At 64.7% G+C, this 22809-nt stretch carries 20 protein-coding genes; 10 read left to right on the top strand and 10 right to left on the bottom strand.

From position 1 onward, the window contains the following. Nucleotides 1-6: 6 nt before the first annotated feature. Nucleotides 7-2184: a YhgE/Pip domain-containing protein gene (locus ACVZTU_RS16150; RefSeq protein WP_139467903.1), complete on the top strand. Its 2178-nt coding sequence runs from the start codon at nt 7-9 to the stop codon at nt 2182-2184. Between the two features lie 340 nt (nt 2185-2524). On the opposite strand, the gene ACVZTU_RS16145 is transcribed toward ACVZTU_RS16150, so the two are convergent. Both ACVZTU_RS16145 and ACVZTU_RS16140 read right to left on the bottom strand, forming a co-directional pair. Next, a complete protein-coding gene (locus ACVZTU_RS16145) occupies nt 2525-3244 on the bottom strand; it encodes an AAA family ATPase (RefSeq protein ID WP_482400837.1) in 720 nt (239 codons plus the stop codon). 93 nt (nt 3245-3337) lie between these two features. Next, nucleotides 3338-3937 (bottom strand): LysE/ArgO family amino acid transporter, encoded by a 600-nt coding sequence (locus ACVZTU_RS16140; RefSeq protein WP_482400836.1) that lies wholly within the window; start codon nt 3935-3937, stop codon nt 3338-3340. Nucleotides 3938-4007: 70 nt separating this feature from the next. Here ACVZTU_RS16140 and ACVZTU_RS16135 point away from each other — a divergent pair, with 70 nt between their 5' ends. Beyond that, on the top strand, nt 4008-4907 hold the full coding sequence (locus ACVZTU_RS16135; protein ID WP_458311604.1) for an ArgP/LysG family DNA-binding transcriptional regulator: 900 nt from the start codon (nt 4008-4010) through the stop codon (nt 4905-4907). 37 nt (nt 4908-4944) lie between these two features. Here ACVZTU_RS16135 and ACVZTU_RS16130 read toward each other — a convergent pair whose 3' ends face one another. Beyond that, nucleotides 4945-5529, bottom strand: coding sequence for a TetR/AcrR family transcriptional regulator (locus ACVZTU_RS16130; RefSeq protein WP_139909196.1), 585 nt, complete (start codon nt 5527-5529; stop codon nt 4945-4947). Nucleotides 5530-5677: 148 nt separating this feature from the next. On the opposite strand from ACVZTU_RS16130, the gene ACVZTU_RS16125 reads away from it, so the two are divergent. Continuing rightward, entirely contained in the window at nt 5678-6151 is a 474-nt protein-coding gene (locus ACVZTU_RS16125) for a hypothetical protein (RefSeq protein ID WP_482400835.1), read from the top strand. A gap of 94 nt (nt 6152-6245) precedes the next feature. Beyond that, nucleotides 6246-8384, top strand: a complete 2139-nt coding sequence (locus ACVZTU_RS16120) for a RecQ family ATP-dependent DNA helicase (protein ID WP_181272220.1) — start codon at nt 6246-6248, stop codon at nt 8382-8384. Between the two features lie 2 nt (nt 8385-8386). Here ACVZTU_RS16120 and ACVZTU_RS16115 read toward each other — a convergent pair whose 3' ends face one another. The 4 genes from ACVZTU_RS16115 to ACVZTU_RS16100 form a co-directional block, all read right to left on the bottom strand. After that, nucleotides 8387-8683, bottom strand: coding sequence for a hypothetical protein (locus ACVZTU_RS16115; RefSeq protein ID WP_181272221.1), 297 nt, complete (start codon nt 8681-8683; stop codon nt 8387-8389). 193 nt (nt 8684-8876) lie between these two features. Continuing rightward, complete coding sequence (locus tag ACVZTU_RS16110; RefSeq protein ID WP_219922496.1) at nt 8877-9083, bottom strand: hypothetical protein; 207 nt, start codon at nt 9081-9083, stop codon at nt 8877-8879. Between the two features lie 348 nt (nt 9084-9431). After that, nucleotides 9432-10193: a VOC family protein gene (locus tag ACVZTU_RS16105; protein ID WP_181272222.1), complete on the bottom strand. Its 762-nt coding sequence runs from the start codon at nt 10191-10193 to the stop codon at nt 9432-9434. Between the two features lie 66 nt (nt 10194-10259). After that, the gene (locus ACVZTU_RS16100) at nt 10260-11033 is read right to left on the bottom strand and encodes an isocitrate lyase/PEP mutase family protein (RefSeq protein WP_482400834.1); all 774 of its coding nucleotides are present in this window, start codon (nt 11031-11033) and stop codon (nt 10260-10262) included. A gap of 99 nt (nt 11034-11132) precedes the next feature. On the opposite strand from ACVZTU_RS16100, the gene ACVZTU_RS16095 reads away from it, so the two are divergent. Next, on the top strand, nt 11133-11867 hold the full coding sequence (locus tag ACVZTU_RS16095) for a DUF998 domain-containing protein (protein WP_181272224.1): 735 nt from the start codon (nt 11133-11135) through the stop codon (nt 11865-11867). Between the two features lie 4 nt (nt 11868-11871). Here ACVZTU_RS16095 and ACVZTU_RS16090 read toward each other — a convergent pair whose 3' ends face one another. After that, nucleotides 11872-13596 carry an amidase gene (locus ACVZTU_RS16090; RefSeq protein WP_482400833.1) on the bottom strand — a complete coding sequence of 575 codons (1725 nt, stop codon included), beginning with the start codon at nt 13594-13596 and terminating at the stop codon, nt 11872-11874. A 143-nt stretch (nt 13597-13739) separates the two neighbouring features. On the opposite strand from ACVZTU_RS16090, the gene mobA reads away from it, so the two are divergent. Continuing rightward, nucleotides 13740-14363, top strand: coding sequence for a molybdenum cofactor guanylyltransferase (gene mobA / locus ACVZTU_RS16085; RefSeq protein WP_482400832.1), 624 nt, complete (start codon nt 13740-13742; stop codon nt 14361-14363). Here mobA and ykgO read toward each other — a convergent pair. Further along, nucleotides 14344-14466 carry a type B 50S ribosomal protein L36 gene (ykgO, locus tag ACVZTU_RS16080; RefSeq protein WP_139467916.1) on the bottom strand — a complete coding sequence of 41 codons (123 nt, stop codon included), beginning with the start codon at nt 14464-14466 and terminating at the stop codon, nt 14344-14346. The genes mobA and ykgO overlap by 20 nt on opposite strands. A 69-nt stretch (nt 14467-14535) precedes the next feature. Between ykgO and ACVZTU_RS16075 the strand changes: the two genes are divergently transcribed. Further along, entirely contained in the window at nt 14536-15540 is a 1005-nt protein-coding gene (locus ACVZTU_RS16075) for a GTP-binding protein (RefSeq protein ID WP_482400831.1), read from the top strand. Nucleotides 15541-15585: 45 nt separating this feature from the next. Here ACVZTU_RS16075 and ACVZTU_RS16070 read toward each other — a convergent pair whose 3' ends face one another. After that, entirely contained in the window at nt 15586-15987 is a 402-nt protein-coding gene (locus ACVZTU_RS16070; protein WP_139467918.1) for a Fur family transcriptional regulator, read from the bottom strand. 227 nt (nt 15988-16214) lie between these two features. Here ACVZTU_RS16070 and ACVZTU_RS16065 point away from each other — a divergent pair, with 227 nt between their 5' ends. The 3 genes from ACVZTU_RS16065 (at nt 16215) to ACVZTU_RS16055 (ending at nt 22803) form a co-directional block, all read left to right on the top strand. Further along, nucleotides 16215-17393, top strand: coding sequence for a CobW family GTP-binding protein (locus ACVZTU_RS16065; RefSeq protein ID WP_139467919.1), 1179 nt, complete (start codon nt 16215-16217; stop codon nt 17391-17393). 337 nt (nt 17394-17730) lie between these two features. Beyond that, nucleotides 17731-21390, top strand: a complete 3660-nt coding sequence (locus ACVZTU_RS16060) for an efflux RND transporter permease subunit (RefSeq protein WP_482401760.1) — start codon at nt 17731-17733, stop codon at nt 21388-21390. Between the two features lie 336 nt (nt 21391-21726). After that, entirely contained in the window at nt 21727-22803 is a 1077-nt protein-coding gene (locus ACVZTU_RS16055) for an IS110 family RNA-guided transposase (protein WP_139470449.1), read from the top strand. Nucleotides 22804-22809 lie beyond the last annotated feature (6 nt).

Below are 22809 nucleotides of genomic sequence, written 5' to 3'. Positions count from 1 at the left end.
TCCCGAATGTTCTCCCTGCCCTGGTTAGAACTCTCACGATTCAAACGCCACACGATCACGCGCTTGGCGATGATCGTCATCATCGTCATCCCGTCGATCTACGGCGGGCTGTACCTGGCCTCGAACTGGAACCCGACCGAGCACCTCGACAAGCTGCAGGCGGCAATCGTCAACGAGGATACCGGCGCGGAGAAGCCCGACTCGGACGGAGAGAAGCTCAACGCCGGTCAGGAACTCGTCGACGAGATCACGCCGAAGGGCGAAGGCGGATTCGACTGGCAGGAGACCAGCCAAGAGGAAGCCGACGAGGGACTGGCCGAAGGGAAATACTTCGCGGTCCTCGAGATCCCCTCGGACTTCTCCGAGATGCTCGTGTCGACCGGAGGTGACGATCCGCAGCAGGCAGGGCTGCGGCTGCGCACCGACGACGCCCACAACTTCATCGTCGGACAGGTGGCCGGGACCATCCTCTCCGAGATCAAGGGCGGACTGAGCAAGACGACGACCGCCGAGTACGTCAACCAGGTCTATCTCGGATTCAACGACATCCATTCGGAGACGGAGAAAGCTGCAAACGGTGCGTCCGACCTGCACGACGGAGCAGGCCAACTCCACGACGGCACCGGAGAGCTCGTGGACGGGACGACGAAGCTCGACAAAGGAATCGGAACGCTGCAGACCGGGCTCATCGACCTCGATAAGGGTGCGGGCGAGCTGAAGAAGGGCAGCGGCGACCTCGCCGACGGGGCCGATACCCTGGCGAAATCCACCACCGAAGCGAAGAACGGCTCGAAGAAACTCGCCGACGGTGCCGGGCAGGTCGCCGACGGCACCTCAGAGCTGCGAGATACCGCCGATGAGGCGACGAAGAAAGCCGAGGACGTCAAACGCAAGGCCGATGACGTCGTCGACGGAGCGCGACCGAAGCTCGAGCGCGCCGAAGGGGACTTCGACGACGCCCGCACCACCGTGCGCGGGGACATGGACGACCGGATCAAGCAGCTGCAGGAGGACTATCCGGACGACCCGAACGTCAAGAAACTCGCCGAGGATGCCAACGGCCTCGGCGAGGACCTCGATTCCGCACACCAGCGCGCCTCCGATGCCAAAGATGAAGCCAAGAGCCTCGAGGACAAGCTGACCGACGCGGTCGACGGCGTGATGGACAAGATCCGCACGGCCGATAAGAAGATCGGTCAGCTCGACGACGGAGCGCAGAAGGTCGCGACCGGTGCCGATGACCTCCACTCCGGACTGATCAAGCTCGACGCCGGAGCGGGCAAGCTCGCCAAGGGTGCCGGTGACCTGCATGACGGGGCCGTCCAGCTCAAGGACGGCACGGCGAAGGCCAAGGACGGAGCCGGTGATCTCAAGGACGGATCGGAGCAGCTCGTCGACGGGTCAACCGAACTCGATAAGGGTGCGGGCAAGCTTGATGACGGCTCCGGAGAACTCGCCGACGGGTTGGAGAAAGGACTCGAACAGATCCCGACCTACGACAAGAAGGACCGGGAGAACCGTTCGGATGTCGTGGCGGTTCCCGTCGATGCAGACAAGGTCAAGGACAACGCCGTCGATGCCTATGGCGAAGGACTGTCTGCGTTCTTCGTCTCCCTGGCTCTGTGGATCGGCGGAATGATCACCTACATGGTGCTCAACGCCATCCCATACCGAGCACTGTTCTCATCGGCCACCTCGTCGCGCATCGCATGGGCCGGCTACGTTCCCGGGCTGCTGTTCGGCATCGCCCAAGTCGCGGTCCTCTATGCGATCCTCGCCTTCACCTTGGACTTCTCGGCCGGTTCGTGGTTGTGGACGCTGCTGTTCTCGATGCTCGTGGCGGCCTGTTTCCACTCCGTGCACCAATTGTGTGTCGCGGCCTTGGGTGGTGTCGGCAGGCTGATTGCCCTGGTTCTGCTGATGCTGCAGATCGCATCGGCAGGCGGAACCTATCCGGTGGAGACGGCGCCGAAGATCTTCCAGATCATCTCGCCGTTCCTGCCGATGACGCACGCGGTCAGCGGTCTGCGCACACTGGTTGCCGGTGGTGACATGTTCATCGCCGCGCAGGCGGCAGTGGTGCTGCTGCTGATGACTGCAATCTGTCTGGTCGCCACAACCGTGGTCTGCAGCCGCAAGCGTATGGTCACGCTCACTCAGCTCCACCCGAGCCTGCAGCTGTAGGCCGGGCCGGTTGCAGTGTCGTGCCTTGGGGTGCGGGCTGCAGAGTTGTTGCGGGACACAGGGCTGCTGCGGACTTACAGGCCTGATCGCAGCGCGGGTGTCGCAGCGCGGGCGTGGCCCGTTGCGGATGCCAGACGCTGTCGGCGCATTTGTTTGGTCGATCCACGGTGTTTTCGCTGGGCGAAACGCCGTGGATCGACCAAACAATCCAGCGAAATCCAGTTGGGAGGTGATCAAGCAACCATCGCCGAGGTGTTTGGGGGGTCTCCCGGGTGCAAACTGCGCGTGTCAGCAGAGTAAGGAGTGGGTCGCCTCTGGCGTTGCGGGCGTAGGCGGCGGCTCAGTCGTCGAGGTAGCGCAGGTATCGCTGCGGGTCGTGGAGGAAACGGCGCCAGTGATCGACCATGTCGAGGTCCTCCCACGCGGATTCGCGCAGTCCCCAGTCGCCGACCTCGACGATCTTCGCGTTGTCGGCCCGGGCGAGGATGGGGGAGTGGGTGGCCATGACGGTCTGCAGGCCCTTCCGCTGGCGTTCGCGGATGAGCTGCAGAAGAGTCAGCGAGGCCGTGAACGACAGCGCGCTCTCCGGCTCGTCAAGGATCCACAGTCCTAGCTCCATGAAACGGCTTGTGAGCATGTCGACGAACATCTCGCCGTGCGAGCGCTGCGCATAGTGATGGCCGCGCATCGAACCGACGCTCATGAGATAGGCCATGTTCTCGTGCATCGTCTCGGCGCGAAGGAAGAAGCCGCTGCGATTCGTTGTCGCTCCGCGCACGATCTGCAGGTGTTCACTCAGCTCGGGAGGCGCCTCGACGTGATCGCGCACCTCCAAACCGGAGCCGCCGCCGTGCGGGAGGTCAAGAGCCGTGGCGATGGCCTCGATGATGGTCGACTTGCCCGAGCCGTTCTCGCCGACGAAGACGGTCGTCCGATCGAACTCGAAGCCGGACAGAACGTCGCGAACGGCCGGCAGATCACGCAGCCAGGGACTCAGCTTCGGAGGAGACAGGGCATGCTCGGCCACAGAACGCAGTGGCAGGTCGATGCGGGGATCCATGTCTGCGACGGTATCGCTCGGCTCCGACACGACCGCGGAGCCTCCGTCTGCATGCCGACCCGAGCCCCAGCTCCCACCGCGGCGACTTCCCTGCTATCCCAGCGCCAGCCGCGCGGCCAGCAGCACGAGCACGACGGCGATGATGACGTCGAGGACCTGCCAGACTCGCGGCCGCCCCAAGTAACGGGAGAGCCCACGGGCGCCGTAGCCGATGACGAGGAACCAGCTGATCGAGCCGAGCATTGCCCCGAATGTGAACGGCCACACCCCGTCCGAACCCTGCTGATTCGCGAGATTGCCGAGCATGACGACGGTGTCGATGTAGACGCCGGGGTTGAGGAACGTCAGCGCCAGAGTGGTGACGATGATGGACTTGAGGGACCGCTGATGAGTGTCCGCCTTCAGCCCGGTGGCTTCACGCGCCGATTTCAGGCTCGTCCACGCGAACCACAGCAGGTAGGCCACGCCCAGCCAGCGCAGGACTTCGAGCGCCCACGGCGCGAGCAGAACGATCGCCCCGATCCCCACCGTGCCCGCTGCGATGAGCAGCACGTCGGCGACGATGCAGATGGTGACGACGACGCCGAGGTGCTCGCGCCGGATCCCCTGCCGCAGCAGGAGTGCGTTCTGCGGGCCGACGGCGATGATGAGGGACCTGCCGGTGAGGAGTCCGGTGACGAGATGAGTGAACACGGACTCAACAGTAGAGACCGATAGTTCAGAAGAAAAACAACAGAATATGCATCTGATGCACAATTGCTTCATGAACATCGATCACGTCAAGGCGCTCGCCGCCGCTGTCGACGAAGGCACCGTCGAGGGAGCGGCCTTCGTTCTCGGCATCACCGCCTCTGCGGCGAGTCAGCGCATCCGCACACTCGAGTCCCGCCTCGGGCAGGTGCTCATCCGACGAACGAACCCGATCACCGTCACCGAGGCGGGGCAGGCGATCCTCCGCTACGCTCGGCAAGTTGAGCTGCTCGAGTCCGAGGCGCTCGACCGGCTGCACGGCATCGACGCCGACTCCCTCGGGGCGGGCGGATCCGGTGACCGGGGTCGTGAGCCTACGGTGCTCCGGGTGGGGGTGAATGCCGATTCGATGGCGACGTGGTTCCGCCCGATCTTCGCCGAGGCGGCCGGCTGGGACGATGTCGTCGTCCGCATCGAGATGGTCGATCAGGACAAGGCGCTGCCGCTCTTGGCCTCGGGAGAAGTGCTCGGCACGATCACCTCGACCGCGACCGGCGGATACGGGACAACGGTCGCCGAGCTCGGGGCGATGCGCTACACCGCCGTGGCCGAACGCTTCCTGTTCGATCGGCATTCCACCGGCACCGAGGCGGATCTGACCAGACTGCCGATGGTGAATTTCGGACAGGACGACGATCTGCAGTTCGAGTTCCTCAGGCGCTGCGGAGTCGAGGGCCGGCCCCCGATGTCGGTCGTGCCGGGCTCAGCGGAGTTCGCGGCCGCCGTGGAGGCAGGCCTCGGGTGGGGGATGGTGCCGGTTATGCAGCTCGACGGTCTCGAAGCCGACCTCGTCGAGATCGGCGCGGAGCCGCATATCGACGTGCCGCTGTACTGGCACCACTGGACTCTGGCCTCGGACAAGCTCTCCCGACTGACCGACGCACTGCGTCGCGCGGCCGCCGTCATGCGGTGATTCGGGGGCGGAGCTGAACTGCCCTCTGTTGATCCGCTCAGGAGCTGAGGAGCTTGCTGATCGTCCACTTGACCTGCTCATGTGCGGCGTCGACGGTCATGGTCTCGGGAGAGATGATCGAGTGCAGGGCGATGCCGTCGACGGTGGTGAAGAGTGCTGTGGCGGTCGGCGCCACCTCAGTCGGGTCGAGATGCCCCTCCTCGGCGAGCAGATTCAGCCAGCGATGCAGGCTGTCATAGGTGACACGGTGACCGTGTTCGAGGAGGCGCCGGGACACTGCCCGCTTCTCCGCTCCAAGGGCATGCAAGTGCATGGAGAACCAGGTTTCGAGCTGCACATCTCGATGCTCATGAGTCGGCAGGAACTGAGCGCAGCACTCATAGAGCCGGTCGGCCGGGTCGCGGTTCGCATCAGCGATGGAGAAGTCCTTGACGACGGTGTCGATGGAGCGCCGAGCGACTGCTTCGTGGAGGTCTGCCTGGGTGGGGAAGTAGTGGCGCAGAGTCGATGGTCCGACCCCTGCTTCCTTGGCCACGGCGCGCACACTGAGGTTCGCGTGCCCAGGCTGCGACCCCTCAGCCAGGCGGATGGCTGCGGCGACGATCTCGTCTCGCTTCGACAACCGTGACTCCTCGCTTCATTGACAACGATGCTTCAACTCAGTGTATAGTACGTTGTACTAGTACGGTGTGCCAAAGCGTTGAAACGGCGCGGCAGGAACAGTGTGCTGACCCGACCAGAGGACCCGAACGGAAGAAGAGAGAGCCCTCATGGTCGACAGTCTGCAGGAATTCGCCGGAAACATCCCCGACTGGCTGCAGTGGGCGGGCATTCTGCTCGTCTCGGCCATCCCTTTCGTCGAGTCGTATTTCGGCGCTGTCATCGGCGTCGCGATCGGACTCCACCCCGTGGTCGCCATCCTCATGGCCATCATCGGCAACGTCATCTCAATGCTCGCCTTCGTCTATGGGGCCGGTGCCATCCGCGACAAGGCGACGAAGAACAAAGAGGTCGAGGAGAAGCCGAAACGACAGCGGCTCAAGCGCATGTTCGACAAATTCGGCGTGCCGGGAGTCTCGCTGCTCGGCCAGACGCTCCTGCCCTCGCAGATCACCTCGTCAGCGATGGTCGGCTTCGGTGCGAACCGCAATGTCGTAGCCTTCTGGCAGGTCATCTCGATCATCCTCTGGGGCGTCCTCTTCGGAGTGCTCGCCACCCTGGGCATCGAGCTGGCGCTGCGCTGAGGAGCCGCAGCAAAGGCAAAGTGAAGGACATGCTTTGCCCAGGCCAACTGGGGGATGGGCCTGCCGTGTCACACCCTCCACCTAGACTGGCCCCATGACGGAATCCACCCCGACATCCCCACCGGTTGCAGGCTCACCCGGCGCCCCTGACGATTTCGCGATCGAGGCGCAGCGGATCCTGGCCGAGCTCACCGCGAACCCGAACGCGCAGTTCCGCGATGGCCAGCTCGAGTCCATCCGCGACCTCGTGCAGGCGAAGAAACGCGTCCTCGTCGTCCAGCGCACCGGGTGGGGCAAGTCAGCGGTGTACTTCGTGGCCACTCGGATGCTCCGGGCCTCGGGCACCGGGCCGAGTCTCATCATCTCCCCGCTGCTGGCGCTCATGCGCGACCAGATCGCCGCGGCCGAACGTGCCGGAGTCCGTGCCGCCAGTCTCAACTCCTCGAACGTCACCGAATGGGATTCCGTGCTCGAGGACCTCAAGGCCGGCAGTCTCGACGTCCTCCTCGTCTCCCCGGAACGGCTGAACAATCCGCAGTTCCGCGACGAAGTGCTGCCCCAACTGCTGGCCTTCCTCGGACTCATCGTCGTCGACGAAGCCCACTGCATCTCCGATTGGGGCCACGATTTCCGCCCCGACTACCGCCGCATCGGCCGGATTCTGTCCGAACTGCCACGTGACACCCCGGTACTCGCGACGACGGCGACAGCGAACTCCCGCGTCGTCACCGACGTCGCCGAACAGCTCGGCGACGACACCACAGTCGTCCGCGGTGAACTCGCCCGAGATTCCCTGCGCCTCGGCGTCCTCCCAGGGCTCGACGCCAGCTCCCGCATCGCCTGGCTGGCCTCCCATCTCAACGACTTCACCGGGTCCGGAATCGTCTACACGCTCACCGTCTCCGCTGCCGAGGACATCACCCGAATGCTGCGCGAACAAGGCCACGAGGTCCGCGCCTATACGGGCCGGACCGATGCCGAAGAACGCGCGGAACTCGAGCAGCAGCTCAAGGACAATCGGATCAAGGCGCTGGTGGCCACCTCGGCGCTGGGCATGGGATTCGACAAACCGGACCTCGGATTCGTCATCCACATCGGCGCGCCCTCCTCAGCCGTGGCTTACTACCAGCAGGTCGGCCGAGCCGGCCGCGCCACAGACTCCGCCGATGTCCTGCTGTTGCCCGGAGCGGAAGACGAACAGATCTGGGAGTACTTTGCGACTGCATCGATGCCCAATCAGGACGATGCGAACGCCGTGCTCGCAGCCCTCGCCGAGGCGGACGGCCCCCTGTCCGTGGCCCGCTTGGAAACTTTGGTCGGAACCAAACGCTCCCGTCTCAACCTGCTGCTCAAGACCCTCGAAGTCGAAGACGCGGTGTCGAAGGTCAAAGGCGGGTACGTCTCGACCGGGTTGGGCTGGACCTACGACCGGGAACGCTATGAGAAGGTCGCGGCCGTCCGAGCCGAAGAGGCCCAGGCCATGCTCGATTATGAGGCGACCGGGCAGTGTCGGATGGAGTTCCTCATCCGTCAGCTCGACGATCCCGACCCGAAACTCTGCGGCCGCTGCGACAACTGTGCGGGAGTGTGGTTCTCTGCCGAGATCTCCGACGAACAGCGCCAAGCGGCGGCCGGGAACCTGCACAAGATCGGCCTGCCCATCGAACCGCGCAGTACCTGGCCTAGTGGATTGGCCAACATCGGGGTTCCGCTCAAGGGTCGGATCCCCGCCGAAGATCTCGCCGAGGAAGGACGCGCCATCGCCCGCCTCTCCGACCTCGGACAGGGGCAGAGCCTGCGATCGTTCCTCGCCCCCGATGCTCCCGACGCCGAGGTGCCCGGCCAGATCGGCAAATGGTGCCTCGAAGTGCTCGGGCAGTGGGACTGGAACACCCGCCCCGAGGTGGTCGTATCGATCCCGAGCAATCGCCGTCCAGTGACGGTGCGGTCTCTGGCCGCGAATCTCGCCGCGGCCGGCCGACTCGTGGACGGCGGGGAACTGCTCCAGGTAGGCGATCACGGCACCCCTGATGTCAACAGTGCTTTCCGCGTCAAAGACCTCTATGAGGCCTTCGTTGTTCCTCCGGAAGTCGAGGAGGCAGTGGCCGGGAAGTCAGTGTTGCTGGTCGACGACGAGGTCGTCTCGCGGTGGACGATGACGGTCTGTGCACGATTGCTGCGGCGGGCAGGAGCCACCTCGGTGCTGCCGTTCGCCCTTGCACTCCGGGCCTGAGGTCAGTTCGACGAGCCGTCCCGGAGCTGACCCCAGCCGAACTCGGTCTCCGATATTTCATCTCGAAGATCTTCGAAGAATCGATCTCGCGCCTCATCCATGTTTTCGTACATATAGGAATCTGAAACGATGACGCTGAGAGTCTCTCCGCATGCCTGAATAGACGCTACGAATCGATCGAGCCTAGACCCCTCAGATTCGATAGTAAGTTGTTCGAATTCGGCATCAGTAAGCAGCTTCTGAATCGCTGGAATTACTATGTATTCGATCCTGCCGTTCAGTTCCGTGCTGATGTCCAAATGGATCCGCTCTCTTTGACTTCCAGTCGTGCGACGCTCTCGGCCGTCGGCTTGTTGGTTTCGAGCTTAAACGTCGGCGAATGAAGATGCCATAAATACAGAGACTGTCGCGATGTTCATTCTGAGACTATTCAGCGACCGCATGATTTCAAAGCTCACCATCAAGCGTGCTGGATGACTTACAGCGGTAGCTCTAACTCCTCTGCAGGTCTCTGACCAGGCGCGGAGTTGACCGGCGGCCGACCTTCACTGTCCACTTCGACCACGGGTAGGAGAGTCGGACATGGAAATAGTTGATGTATTCGGCGGCAGCGAACTGCCAGATGACGATGATGAGAACCGCGCTGAGCGAAAAGCCGGGCCAAGCGACGACGATGCCGATGAGTGAGGTGAGAAGCACCAGCGGATTGATGACGCGCAGAAACCGATAGATTCGAGCGACCGGTCTTGGAATCGGGGCCGGCAGATGATGCCGAGCGATCAGCCAGTAGATTCCGGCCTGGACGAGGATGAAGAGCAGCGGGGACAGCGCTGCCTATAGCGCTGCTTCGGCTCGATCGGTCGCGACAAAAGCGAGCCGCGTCGGAACGACAGCGAAGACCGCCGCGGCGACGATCTCCCCGAGCCCCAGGCTGAGGAATCGTCGCCGCAGCGGTGCAAAACGATCGGTGTCAGTCACAGCCGGATCAGCGACTGCCGAAGGGCAGTCGACCAGAACAGTGCCGGGCCGCCTCGGCGAGGCTGACGGTCACAGATTCTGCTGGAGCTGGAACGTCGCGCCTTCCGGATCGGTGACCGTGACGATGCGTCCGTACGGGGAGTCTTCCGGACCGGCGAGCACCTTGCCGCCGAGCTCGGTCACCTTCGCTGCCGCAGCATCGGCGTCTTCGACGTTGAAGTAGGTGCGCCAATAGGAATTCTGTGCCCATTCGCTGGCGTCACAGATTCCGGCCACGGCATCGTCGCCGTCGCCGTGCGTCGAGTACGGGAAGCCCTCCATCGGAGTGATGTCGAATGAGAAGACCTTGGCATAGAAATCATTCGCTGCCTGGTAGTTCGTCGTCATGAGTTCGAACCACACGGGAGTTCCCGGTGAGAGCGGAGTATCGAAGCCGGAGAACTCGCCGGGCTGCCACATGCCGATGGGCGAACCCGTCGGATCGACGACGACGGCCATCTGGCCGAGCGGGCCGACGGGCATGGGTCCGACGACGTCCGCAGCACCGGCACCCAACGCTGCCTGGTGGACTCCGGCGATGTTCCCAGTGTGCAGGTAGGTCGACCAAGCCGTGGGCATCTCCGGACTCGGGGTGCCGTCCATGTTCATGGCTCGCATGGCGCCGCCGACGTTGCCTCCGTCCTTCGTGATCATGTTGTAGTGGCCGAAGTCCTCACCCATGTCGGTGAATTCCCAGCCGAAGAGCTGATTGTAGAAGTTCTGGGCGGCCTCGAAGTCCTGGCAGACATAGTCGATCCAGATCGGCTGGCCTTCGCGGGGGTTGGCAGGCATTGCGTCTCCTCTTGTGATGGGTGGAGGTGAGTTGCAGTGAATAGTGCCGACGGCAGGGGGATGACCCTACTGCCAAGCGCGCGTGAAATCCGCGAAGCAGTCGGTCAGCGCCGCCTGCAGAAGCGGACCGAAGGTCACGCGCCCGACCCCGAGCTCAGCGAGCTGTGAGAGGTCGAGTTCTTCGGGCACCGCGCCCTTGATCGGGTGCGCGGTGACATTGAGCGGCAGAGTGATCTGCGCGAGGATCGACTTGAGTGTGCCCACATCGGGCAGGCGGACGGGGTAGACGGAGTCCGCGCCGGCGTCGGTGCACAGACGCAGACGTCGAACCACCTCGGCGGTGGGATCCTCGAAGTCGCCGGGATATTTGAACACATCTGTCCGGGCGTTGATGACGACGTGGACCCTTTGAGCCTCGGCCGCTTGGCGCAGACTCCAGATGTATTCGGCATGCTCCTCGGGACTGCGCATGCTGCCGCGACTGTGCACCGTGTCCTCGATATTCACACCGACCGCTCCGGCCTCGAGGAGACCGGCGACGAGCTCGGGAGCGGGGGTGTCGTATCCGGATTCGAGATCCGCGGTGACGGGAACATCCACCGCGGAGGTGATCCGCGAGATACCCTCGAGCGCCTGCTCGAGCGTCATCTGCTCACCGTCGCCGTGGCCGAGCGAATCGGCGAGTGGGTGCGACCCGACGCTCAGAGCGTTGAAACCGACGTCGACCATCGCACGAGCCGACCAGGCATCCCAGACAGTCGGCAGCACGAGAGGTTCGTCCTGGTGATGTCCCTGCAGAAGGGTGAAAGCGCGTTCGGCGAGAACCGTGTAATCGACCATGGTCAATACTTTTCCACTGTTGTGCCTCGACACGCCAGGGGTCGGACTGGTTCACCAGAAGGTTTCAGGCAGGCGCAGTGATAGCGTGAACAACATCCGATGTCGCCGTACGGAGGAGCAGAGGTGGCCGGTTCGGGCACCATCCGCGTTTCGCCCAAACCCGAGCGGGTATGGGCACTCCTCGCCGTGCTTGCCAGCATGGCCACGATCCTCATCGAGATTCCCGCGGCACTGATGTCCGAAGGCGGCTATTCGTTCACTCAGCAGCCCATCAGCCATCTGGGGATGACCGGATGCGGGGACTGGGGAGACGTCGGAACCCCGATCGAGGTCTGCTCACCGGCCCATCCCTTCGTCAACGGTGTTTCCATCATCGCCGGATCGATGCTCGCGATCATCGCCTTCATCTGGCACGACTGGATCGCCCCGAGTCGCTGGGGCAGGTGCGGATCCTTCCTACTCGCCGCCGGCGGAATGCTGTTGGCCGGAACCGGGATGGTCCCCGCCGATATCGATCCGACTCTGCATGCTGTCTTCGGTTTCGGCGGATCCGGAATCCAGAATCTCGGTCTGCTCGCCGCAGGCATCGCCTTGACTCATTGGCCCGAGAAGCGCTGGATCGGTCCCGTCGAATTCGGCGGGCTCACGCTCGGACTGGGCGCGTTCGGTCTCGCCGGAGCACTGTTCTTGGCTGCTCCCGAGACCTGGAACCTGCCCGTCGGCATCGTCGAGAGAGCCGCGTCCTACCCGTTCCTCATCTGGTTCATCCTCGCCGGATGGATGCAGCTGCGTGACGCCTCCAGGCGAAAGCGCGAACTCACCTCCGGGCGCTGACGATCTACAGCCGCGGAGTCCGCGGCGGCACCTGGCGACGGTCGCCGGTCGCCTCGAACGCCGCAGCGATCTCGATGAGTGCCGAATCGTCCCAGCCGCGTCCGGCGATCGTCAGGCCCACGGGAATCCCGGTATCGGACATGGTGCCCATCGGCACCGTCACCGAGGGAATGCCCAGATGCCTGGGCACGAGGTTGCCGTTGGCCACCCACGTGCCGTTGCGCCATCCCAGGTCCGCGGAAGCTTCATTGACGTCCATGTCCGATGGTCCCACATCGGCCATCGCCGGGAAGATCACCGCATCGAGGCCCCGCTCGTCCATCCATTCCTCGAGGTCGACCCGGCGGGTCTCCTCGAGCCCGCGCACACCGGATTCGAGCTCCGGGATCTCCGTGACCGAGACGTAGCGATTCGTGCGCACCTGCTCCGGGTAGGTCGCGATGTCATCGTCGAACCCGACGTAGCGATCCGGCAGCGCACCGGCTGGGTGGGGGAAGATCAAGGCTCCGTCCACCTCGGCGAGGGTGTTCAGTTTCGGGTCGCCGTTCGCGACGAGGAAATCATCCCACCCCCACGACGAGAGGTCGTTGATCTCCCGATCGAGGTAGGCGGCGGTGACGAGCCCCCGCGTCGCGATCGTCGGCGCACCGGGCCGGTCGCCCTCGTATTTGCTCACGACCGGGAAGTCGGTCTCGACGACCTCGGCGCCTGCGGATTCGAGATCGGCTCGCGCCGCCTGCCAGGCCTCGATCACCGAGGCGCGCGTCTCGACTCGCTGTCCCGTGGGCCCGCCGATACCGCCGTCCGGGTTCGTCCCGGCCTCGTCATCGGCGTTGATGTACATCCGTGGCACGCCGAGGCGTTTGCCGGCCAACACCGATTGCGCCGCCGCGACCGATTCCGGCAGCAGTGCGGCATAGGAATCCGGGCGCACCGCGCTCGCCTTCGGGATATCCACCCACGGCTGGACGCGCCAGAAGTCCCCGCGAGTCTGCTCGTCGTCGGCGACGATGACGTCGAGGACCTCGGCCAGGTCGGCCATCGTGCGAGTGTGGGGGACGACGACGTCCATGGTCGGCACGAGCGGCCAGTTTCCGCGGACGCTGATGACCCCGCGAGAGGGGGTGTAGGCGATGAGCGCATTGTGTGACGCTGGGGCTCGGCCCGATGACCAGGTTTCCTCGCCGAGGCCGAAGGCTGCGAAGCTCGCCGTCGTGGCCGTGCCCGAGCCGTTCGAGGATCCGGAGGCGAAGGCGCTGGTCAGCCAGTCGGCGTTGTACGGGCTTTCGGCCCGACCATAGAGTCCGCGCTGCATGCCGCCGTTGGCCATCGGCGGCATGTTCGTCAGGCCCAAACAGATGGCGCCGCCGGCGCGCAGCCGTTCGATCGTGAATGCATCTTTCTGTGCCACGAGGTCGGCGAAGGCCGGGGATCCGGAGGCCACGGTGAGGCCCGCGACCATATAGCTGTCCTTCGCGGTGTACGGAATTCCGTCGAGGGGGCCGAGCGTCTCACCGGCTGCACGTCGTTCGTCGGAGGCGGCCGCCTCGGTGAGGGCTTGCGGGTTCTTCACGATCACGGAGTTGAGTTTCGTGTCGGTGTCGGGGCCGTCGAACGCGGCGATCCGGTCCTGATAGGCCTCGACGAGCTCCACCGAGGTGGTGCGGCCGTTCTCGAGGGCGGCTCGCAGATCGGCGATGGACGCTTCGACGACATCGAACTTCGACATGATCTTCCTCCGGGCACTCGACGGTGCGTGCGCGATGTGGGTGTGTTCCTGCCCAGAGTAGCGCCGATTCGCCGAGGATGGGCTGCGGATTTCGTTGTCCTCGAGGTGCTGAGTGCGGTATTCGCGGTCTGTACGATCGAGGCATGACGGTCAACGCGATCATTCTCACCGGCGGTCGTTCGCGACGCTTCGACGGTGTTCACAAACCCGGCGTCGAGGTCGACGGACGGTCGACGATCTCCCGGATCCTGCAGAGCATCCGCGGTGCGGCAGCCGACGCCGAGGTGTGGGTGGCCGGACCCGCAGACGGGCTCTCGGAAGCGGAGCAGAAAAGCGTCCGCGTCGTGCGGGAAGAACCCGAGTTCGCGGGCCCTTTGGCCGGGATCGCAGCCGCGGTTGCGGCAATGCCGACTGAGGCGGACTTTCCGGTCGAGACGGCCGATGTCACCCTTGTCCTGGCCGGGGACATGCCGCTGATCACGGCGGGCCACCTCGGTGAGCTCATCTCTGCGTGTCGTGCCACCGGACGTCCGGCCACGGGCACCGACGATCGGGGGAAGACGCAGTTCCTCTGCGCGGCCTGGCCGACTCGGCTGCTGCGTGCCCGTCTCACGGAGATCGGCGACCCGACGGATGGGGCGGTGAAGCTGCTCTTCGCGGGACTCGAGCCGGTCGCGGTCGCTGTGGACCCGGAGGTAGTGAGCGACTTCGACACTGCAGCCGAGCTCGAAGCGATTCGAACCCGGCTCAGCCCTGACGGGCCTTGAATCGAGGATTCTTCTTGTTGATGACGTAGACGCGGCCGCGGCGGCGGACCACCTGCGAACCGGGCAGTGACTTCAGCGAACGCAGCGAACGACGAACCTTCATGGATGCGACTCCTTAGTGAGAATGAGTATCATTAGAGATAATACTATGTTCTCCAGCGAAGGGAAGCGAATGCAGGGATCAGACGAACGCGGCCGGAGTCCCATCGTCGACGGAATCGAAGCGATCGCCGTCGTCGGACTCTGCGCGGCTGAGCGCAGGCGCTATGCGATGGGTCTGGCCAGGGATCGCGGTTTTGTCTTCGTGCCCGCGGAGCAGACGGAACAGGGCATCGAGGCGATCGACCGCCTCGTCGATCTGGTCGGAATGACATCCGGGGTGCACGGGTTCGTCCTCGAATACGGGGAGGACGCGGATTGTGCGGAGATCATCGGAGCTCTGAGTGATCCCGACACGCGAGCCGTGCTCACCGACCTCGTCTGCGTGCTCGACCTTGCCTGCCTGCGCAGCGATCTCGATTCGGAAGCGCGCGCCGGAGCCCTGGTTGCGCAGATCGAATTCGCCTCGACACTTGCTCTGCTGGCGCCCGATGCTGCCGACTCGGCCGGGGCCGAGGCGGCCGTCGGGCTGATCGCGCACCTGGCACCGGAGGCCGAGCGCTTTCTCCTGCGCGACGGCGCGGTGCATGAGCCGGTGTGCTGGCAGTTCGGGCACCGACCTCCCGCCGCGGGGTGGACGGCGATACTCAACTCGGAGTTTCGGCCCCCGGCTCGGTCGGGAGGTGTCCGCGCTTGCCGTTTCGAACAAGCGCGACCCTTCCACCCGCAGCGACTGCAGGCAGTGCTGAGTGCGGCGCTCGGCGAAGACTGCTGGGGGCGAATCGTCCGTTCGGCCGGCTTCGCGAAGCTTGCCTCCCGACCCTATGTGACCGCGCATTGGGATCAGGCAGGCACGCTGCTGACGTTCTCACCGCTGACCGCTGATCCGCTGCCCGGTGCAGAGCTGTTGGCGCTCGGTCAGGATCTCGCCTTCATCGGCTTCGACCTCGACGAGGCGGGGCTGTGTGAAGCGCTCGACCGCGCCGTCCTCACCGATGCTGAGCTTCTGGCGGGTCCGATGGCCTGGCTGGAGTATCACGACGAGTTCCCCGCATGGGACTCCGCGCACCGCGGATGACGCCAGCGGTCTAAGCCTGACGCCGGGGCGGTGCTCCGGCTGCGCTCAGCCGGACGCCCGACATTCGGCGCACAGGCCGAAGATCTCGAAGACGTGGTGTGTGATCTCGAAGCCGTTCGATGCCGCAATCTGACGCATCCAGTCCTCACTCGGCGGGTCGATCTCAACGGCGGTGCCGCAGCGCTCGCAGACGAGATGGTGATGGTGCTCGGTCTGCGCGCAGGCGCGGAAGAGCTGGGTCTCGGCGATGGTGATCGTATCGGCATCGCCGCCGCGTGCAAGCGCATTGAGCTGCCGGTAGACGGTGGCGAGGCCGACGCTGGCCCCTTCGTCTTCGAGGCGGCGGTGGAGCTGTTTGGCGGAGACGAAGCGGGTCTCGGTCTCAAGGGCAGAGCGGATGAGCGCCTTCTGTGCGGTGCTGCGCGTCTTCTTCTGCGGAGCTGCCATGGGAGTCCTCCCTTATCGTCTCTGTCGAACTCATCGTCGACGTCACAGGGGCATATGCATGAACGCGCATATGCGAGAGAAATAATGAAACACGTTACCATTAACGGGCGGTTCACCCACACCTCTACGATTGACCCCGTACCGAGAACGGGGCCCTCGCGCACAGCGGAACCCGCGCTGTCGAGCCACCGAGCACGAAAAGCGAGCACGACCACCGAGGAGGCGCAATGAGCGGCCCCACCCGCAGACCGGCGATCCCGGTCATCCTGCTCACCGGCTACCTCGGTGCCGGAAAGACGAGCCTGCTCAACCACCTCCTGCGCCACCCTGACGCCCGCATCGGCGTCATCGTCAACGACTTCGGCGACCTCAACATCGACGCCGGACTCGTCGTCGGCCAGGTCGACGAACCGCTGTCGATCTCGGGCGGATGCGTGTGCTGCCTGACCGATGACTCCGAGCTCGAAGACGCGCTCGTGGCGATGACGAACCCCAAGCTGCGCCTCGACGCAATCATCGTCGAGGCCAGCGGATTCGCCGAGCCCCTGACCCTGGCCCGCATGATCACGCGCATGGGCCACCACCGATTCCACCTCGGCGGGGTCATCGACGTCGTCGACGCCACCATGTACTTCGACACCATCGATACCTCGAGCCTGCCGCCCCTGCGTTTCGCCGCGACGACATTGGTGCTGGTCAACAAGCTCGACCAGGTGCCGGTGGCCGACCGTGGGACCACGGTCGAGGCCGTGCGCGCCCGCGTCCACGAACGCAATCCGCGCGTCATCGTCATCGGCACCCACCACGCCCGCCTCGACCCCACACTCATATTCGATCCGGGCGAAGGTGAGCAGGACCTTCGCCGAGGCGGCTCCGACGCCGGTGATGACCCGATCCAACCTGAGTTGCCGATCCGGGAACTGCTGCGTCAGGCCTACGCCGAGGCGGCGGTCGACGAGATCGGTGACGACGAGGTCGATGCGGAATCCATGCCACACCGCCACGCCCAGTCCGTGACCGTCACCGGCAGCGGCCCTGTCGATCCGGATGCGGTGATGGATTTCGTCGAAGACCTCCCGCCCGGGGTGTACCGCGTGAAGGGCACCGTGCTCGCGGCTGTGGGATCTCGCAGGCGCAGCTTCGATGTGCAGGCTGTGGGTCCGAACGTCTACGTCGCGGAGGCGGCCCGACCTGTCCCGAAGACGCCGTCCTTAAGCGCGGGGAATGGTGATCGGCCGGATGCCGACAGCGTCCTCGTCGCCATCGGAGAGGACTTCGACACCGAGGCGGCCGAAGCCACTCTGACCGCCGCCCTCAACGTCGACGCCGCCGGAGGCCTGGATGTCGCGGCATCAGACAGTGACCGCTCCGAACGCCTCCTCCACCACGTCCGCCTCCACACCTAATTGCTACCTGACGGCGGCCCAGCAACCTCGCGCCAGGTTGCTGGGCCGCCGTCAGGTAGTAAGAGGAGGGGATCCTCCGGTTTTCCTCCGTGTTTCCTGAGGGTGGTCTGGGGGACAACTCCCGTGCCGGGCACCCGTGACCGCTTCTAGGGTCGGAACGTGCCCCACCGAACGGCCGTGATCGACCTGCCGGGAACAGCAGTGAGAATTCATCCTTTTGGGGGACACCGTTGCCTACTTTTGGGCGATCCGCTGAGGCGATCCGCTTGGAAGACTGACTGGAGCGCCCTGCTCACACCCCCGAACCCGGAGGACCCCTGTGCACCTGATCACCCGGATGAGTCTGAAGAACCGCCTCATCGTCGGATTGCTCACCCTCGTGATCGCCGTCTTCGGCATCGTCGCGACCACCTCACTCAACCAGGAGACGATGCCCTCGGTCGACCTGCCCGGCACTTCGGTGCAGGCCACCGTCCCCGGCGCTTCTCCGGAGGTCATCGAGGAGACTGTGACCAAGCCCCTCGAAACCGCGCTCGACGGGGTCGGAGAGCTCGAATCGGTGACCACCTCCACATCGTCGGGGATGATGACCGCCGAGGTGACTTGGCCCTTCGGCAAGGACTCCGAAGAGATGACCGACGCCGTCCGCTCGGCCGTCGACGGAGTGAAGTCCGACCTGCCCGCCGATGCGGAAGCCGAGGTGCTGTCGTATCAGATGGATGAGGTCCCGGTGACGATGTTCGCCGTCTCCGGTGGAGACTCCGCCACCCTCGGTGACCGTCTTGAGACTGACCTCGTCCCCGAACTCCGCGCTCTCGACGGAGTCTCGAACGTCGAGGTCACCGGCCAGGACGAGCAGCGAGTCTCCATCACCTTCCGCCCCGAGGACGTGGCGGAGAAGAACGTCGTCGAATCCTCCGTGCCCGATGAGCTCGAAGCCGCCGGCACTGTCGTTCCCGCTGGCCAGAGCTCACAGGGCGACACGTCGATGGCCGTCGAGGTCGGCACTGAGGTCGACGCCGTCGAGCAGATCGAGAAGACGCCACTGCGCACCGTGGACGGCACCGTACTGCTGGGTGAGGTCGCCGACGTCGACCTCGACTCGGTCGAGAAGACCTCCCTGTCCCGCGCCGACGGCAGGGATTCCGTGACTGTGTCGGTGACCAAAGACCAGGACGCCAATGTCGTCGACGTCTCCCACAAGGTCGCCGACACCCTCGACAAGGTCGGTCCGAAGCTCGGCGAGGATACGGAATTCTCGACGATCTTCGATCAAGCTCCGGAGATCGAGAAGTCGATCCACGACCTCTCCGTCGAAGGCGGACTCGGCCTGATCTTCGCGATCTTCGTCATCCTCGCCTTCCTCGGCTCGTTCCGTTCGACCATCGTCGCCGCGATCTCGATCCCGATGTCGCTGCTCATCGCGATGATCGGCCTCATGGTCGGCGACTACACGCTGAACATCCTCACTTTGGGCGCCCTGACGATCGCCGTCGGCCGCGTCGTCGACGACTCCATCGTCGTCATCGAGAACATCCGGAGACGCCAGGGCACGAGCGACCTGACGGTCGAAGACATCGTCGCCAGCGTCAAGCAGGTCGCCGGTGCCATTACCGCCTCGACTCTGACCACCGTCGCCGTGTTCCTGCCCATCGCGTTCGTCGACGGCATCGCCGGACAGCTGTTCCGGCCCTTCTCCGTCACCGTGTCCTTGGCACTGCTGGCCTCCCTCGTCGTGGCGCTGACGATCGTCCCCGTGTTCAGCTACTGGGTCCTGCGCCGCAGCCCCAAACCGCTCTCGCCGAAACGGCAAGCCGCCACCGACCGCAGCTATGAGCTGTGGGCGGCCAAGCAGCACCGCCGCTCGGTGGCCCGTGCCGAACGCCGCCAGAAGGCGATCGAGAAGAAGAACGCTAAACGCGCGGCCAAGGGCAAGGACCCGCTGCCGGACGCGACCGTCGAACCCGTCGTCGCTCCCGCACCCGGAAACGGTGAGGCCTCCGGCCGAGTCGATCGCCTCCAGCAGCGCAGCCTGCCGGCGATCATCTCGGCCCTGCACCACCCCTGGAGGACCATCGCCTTCTCCGTCGTCATCTTCGTTGTCACGATGATGTGCGCGACCTTCCTCAAGACGGACCTGCTCGGATCGGCCGGGCAGAACTCCGTGTACATCACGCAGACCCTCCCCGCCGGCGCTTCGCTCGAAGCCAGTGACAAGGCCGCGAAGCGCGTGGAAGCCGTGCTCGGCGATGATCCGGACGTCGACACCTACTCGACGACGGTCAACGGCCCAGAATCCGGAGCGGAGAACCAGTTCAACGTCACCCTGGCCGAAGACTCCGAGGCCGAGGTCGCGACGAACCGCCTCCGCACCCAACTCGACGACCTCGGGAAGGACGCGGGCGAGATCGACGTCCAGGACGCTGGCGGCTCCGTCAGCGAGGACGTCGAGGTCACCCTTTCGGGCACCGACCTGGGTGCGCTGCGAAAGGCTGCCGACGAGGTGACGAAGAAGATGGCGGACACCGACGGCGTACAGTCCGCCCGCAACGACCTCGCCGCCGATCAGCCGGTCATCGAGGTCGACGTCGATCGGGAGAAAGCCGCCGACTACGGATTCAGCCAGGCTGAGGTCGGGCAGGCCATCGCCGCCGCACTCCACGGTGTCGAGGCCGGCACCATCACCCTCAATGGCCAGGAGCGCGACATCACCCTCGCTCCGACTCATCCGGATGCGACCCCGGACGAGATCCGTGCTCTCGAACTGCCCGTCACCGAGGTGCAGACGCAGAACGCCCAGGAGGATGCGACCGATCGGGTCGAGGAGAAGACCGATGCCCGCGCCGAGGAGGCCAAGCGCAAGGCCGCTGACGAATCGGCCGTGCAGCTTGAGTCTGCCCGTGAAGCTCGTGACAACGCGGCCGACCAGCTCGAACAGGCCCGCAAGGCCCTGCGCGATGCCGAGAATCCGCCGCCGGCTCCGAGCCCGGGCGACATGGCTGCCGACCAGGTGGAACAGGCCCGCGAAGGGGTCGAACAGGCAGAGAAGGGACTGAAGGAAGCCAACGACGCCATCGACGACCTCGTCGACGGCCAGCGTGAACAGGAACAGAGCCAGGAGGAGGAAGAGGCGCTTGCCGATGAGCAGGCCGCCATCCCCGACATCAAGGGTGAGCCGATCACCGTCGACGAGATCGCGGAGGTGAAGAAGACCGAGACCCCGGCGACGATCGACCGTGCCGACGGCGACCGGAAGGTCACCGTGTTCGCAACCCCGTCCAGCGGCCAGCTCGAAACGGTCACCGCCGCGGCCACTGACCTGACCGAGACCATGGATCTGCCCGACGGAGTCAGCTTCGACGTCGGCGGTGCCAGTCAGGAGCAGGCGGAATCCTTCGGTCAGCTCGGATTGGCGATGGCCGTGGCGATCGTGCTCGTGTTCCTCGTGATGATCGCGACCTTCCGCAGCTTCGTCCAGCCGCTCATCCTGCTGGTGTCGATTCCGTTCGCCGCGACCGGAGCCGTGCTGCTCCTGCTGGCGACCGGCACACCATTGGGCATTCCCTCGCTCATCGGTCTGCTCATGCTCATCGGCATCGTCGTGACGAACGCGATCGTGCTCATCGACCTCATCAACAAGCTGCGTGAGGACGGGCTCGACCTCATGGACGCGATCGTCCACGGCACCCGACTGCGCCTGCGCCCGATCCTCATGACCGCGGCCGCGACGATCTTCGCCCTCGTGCCGATGTCGCTGGGGCTGACCGGTGGGGGAGTGTTCATCTCGCAGCCCCTGGCGATCGTCGTCATCGGCGGGCTCACCTCGTCGACGGTGCTCACGCTCATCCTCGTCCCCGCTCTCTACCTCCTCGTCGAACGGCGCAAAGAGGTCCGGGCGGTACATAAGGAGGAGAAGCGCGCCAAGAAACGGGCCGAGAACCAAGCGCGGATCGAAGCGGAAACCGCCGAGGTGGCCCAACGTTCCGACGACCAGTAAACCCCTCAATTGCTACCTGACGGCTGTGAGTCTTGGTAGTGGCTGGTCTGGGACCGGCTGGCAGAGTAGGTGCTGGCCTCTCCACCCCGTGATCGTGACTCAACCTGGCGGTGACCCACCCCCTTTTGGTGGTGTCTTCGGGCCGATTTGTCCGATCACATGGGTGGTGCGGCCGGCACCGACTCGGCCCACCTCGGTAACTTGATCAGAAGGCTGTCCGCCCCTTGCCGGGGCGTGACTCATCACAGTGTTGTTCCGAAGTGACCTCATCCCGGACCGGTACCGGCCGCAAGCGGCCGCACAACCTATCGGTCAAACAGGGAGCTTCGAACCGCTATGTCCATTGTCGCGCACTTATACAACTTCTTCATCGGCGTCGATACACACGCCAGAAAACACGTCTACACGATCATCACCAACACCGGCATCCTCGTGGCTACCGGCAGCTTCCCGACATCTCGGGCCGGCATCAAACGGGCCCTGACCTGGGCCGGCCGGTGGACGAAAGGTGACCTCGACACCCTGTGGGTCGTGGAAGGAACCGCATCCTACGGGGCGGTGCTGACCGGTCATATCGCCACGACCGAATACCCCGTGGTCGAAGCTGGACGCATGGATGCCAAAGCCCGGTACGGCGTGGGTAAGAGCGATGAGCTCGACTCCTACCGGATCGCGAAGTCCGTGCTGGCGCTACACACCGACCAGCTGCGGTGGCCACGCCAAGGCGAAGGAGTCCGCCAGGGCCTGCGCGTGCTGTTGGCAGCCCGGGACGCGATGACCACCGAACGGACCCGGATGATCAACTCCCTGACCGCGTTGGTGCGCACTGTCGCTCTGGGAATTGATGCCCGTAACTCGTTGACCGATGCCCAGTTCGTCGAGATCTCGAAGTGGCGGTCGAGGAAGGAAGACATCGGCCTGGCCACGTCCCGGGACGAAGCGGTCCGTTTAGCTCAACGCGTCCTCGATCTTGATGACGATCTGCAGGACAACCATGACAAGCTCGCTGAACTTGTTGAGGCCAGTCCGGCGGCAGTCTTGCTGGCCGAACCCGGGATCGGTACGTTCACTGCCGCGGTGTTCTTCACCGCCTGGTCGCATCCGGGACGAGTCCGTAACGCGGCTGCGTTCGCAGCCCTGGCAGGGGCGAATCCGATCCCTGCTTCGTCGGGCAACACGCAACGACACCGGTTGAACAGGGGTGGGGATCGGCAGTTGAACCGGGCCCTGCACACGGTGATCACGAACCGGATGATCCACGATGAGAGAACCAGGGATTATGTTGCCCAGCGCTTTGGTGAGGACCCGACGAAGAAGTCGAAGAGGGAACTCAAGCGCAAGCTCAAATGGTATCTCGCGCGTCGAGTTTTCAAGATTCTCAACGGGCTAGAAACAATTCCCACGCCGGCTTGACAGACA

The sequence above is a fragment of the Brevibacterium sp. OS20 genome, assembly GCF_056837565.1.
Note: the sequence above shows the minus strand (reverse complement) of the source record. Positions and strands in the feature narration are given on the sequence as shown.

What these genes read in the sequence shown, in the direction of transcription:
- ACVZTU_RS16075 (WP_482400831.1), top strand. Translation starts at nt 14,536, where the DNA reads ATGCAGGGATCAGACGAACGCGGCCGGAGTCCCATCGTCGACGGAATC.
- ACVZTU_RS16125 (WP_482400835.1), top strand. Translation starts at nt 5,678, where the DNA reads ATGGTCGACAGTCTGCAGGAATTCGCCGGAAACATCCCCGACTGGCTG.
- ACVZTU_RS16135 (WP_458311604.1), top strand. Translation starts at nt 4,008, where the DNA reads ATGAACATCGATCACGTCAAGGCGCTCGCCGCCGCTGTCGACGAAGGC.
- ACVZTU_RS16145 (WP_482400837.1), bottom strand. Translation starts at nt 3,244, where the DNA reads ATGGATCCCCGCATCGACCTGCCACTGCGTTCTGTGGCCGAGCATGCC.
- ACVZTU_RS16060 (WP_482401760.1), top strand. Translation starts at nt 17,731, where the DNA reads ATGAGTCTGAAGAACCGCCTCATCGTCGGATTGCTCACCCTCGTGATC.
- ACVZTU_RS16150 (WP_139467903.1), top strand. Translation starts at nt 7, where the DNA reads ATGTTCTCCCTGCCCTGGTTAGAACTCTCACGATTCAAACGCCACACG.
- ACVZTU_RS16120 (WP_181272220.1), top strand. Translation starts at nt 6,246, where the DNA reads ATGACGGAATCCACCCCGACATCCCCACCGGTTGCAGGCTCACCCGGC.
- ACVZTU_RS16055 (WP_139470449.1), top strand. Translation starts at nt 21,727, where the DNA reads ATGTCCATTGTCGCGCACTTATACAACTTCTTCATCGGCGTCGATACA.
- ACVZTU_RS16095 (WP_181272224.1), top strand. Translation starts at nt 11,133, where the DNA reads ATGTCGCCGTACGGAGGAGCAGAGGTGGCCGGTTCGGGCACCATCCGC.
- ACVZTU_RS16090 (WP_482400833.1), bottom strand. Translation starts at nt 13,596, where the DNA reads ATGTCGAAGTTCGATGTCGTCGAAGCGTCCATCGCCGATCTGCGAGCC.
- ACVZTU_RS16100 (WP_482400834.1), bottom strand. Translation starts at nt 11,033, where the DNA reads ATGGTCGATTACACGGTTCTCGCCGAACGCGCTTTCACCCTTCTGCAG.
- ACVZTU_RS16105 (WP_181272222.1), bottom strand. Translation starts at nt 10,193, where the DNA reads ATGCCTGCCAACCCCCGCGAAGGCCAGCCGATCTGGATCGACTATGTC.
- ACVZTU_RS16065 (WP_139467919.1), top strand. Translation starts at nt 16,215, where the DNA reads ATGAGCGGCCCCACCCGCAGACCGGCGATCCCGGTCATCCTGCTCACC.
- ykgO (WP_139467916.1), bottom strand. Translation starts at nt 14,466, where the DNA reads ATGAAGGTTCGTCGTTCGCTGCGTTCGCTGAAGTCACTGCCCGGTTCG.
- ACVZTU_RS16070 (WP_139467918.1), bottom strand. Translation starts at nt 15,987, where the DNA reads ATGGCAGCTCCGCAGAAGAAGACGCGCAGCACCGCACAGAAGGCGCTC.
- mobA (WP_482400832.1), top strand. Translation starts at nt 13,740, where the DNA reads ATGACGGTCAACGCGATCATTCTCACCGGCGGTCGTTCGCGACGCTTC.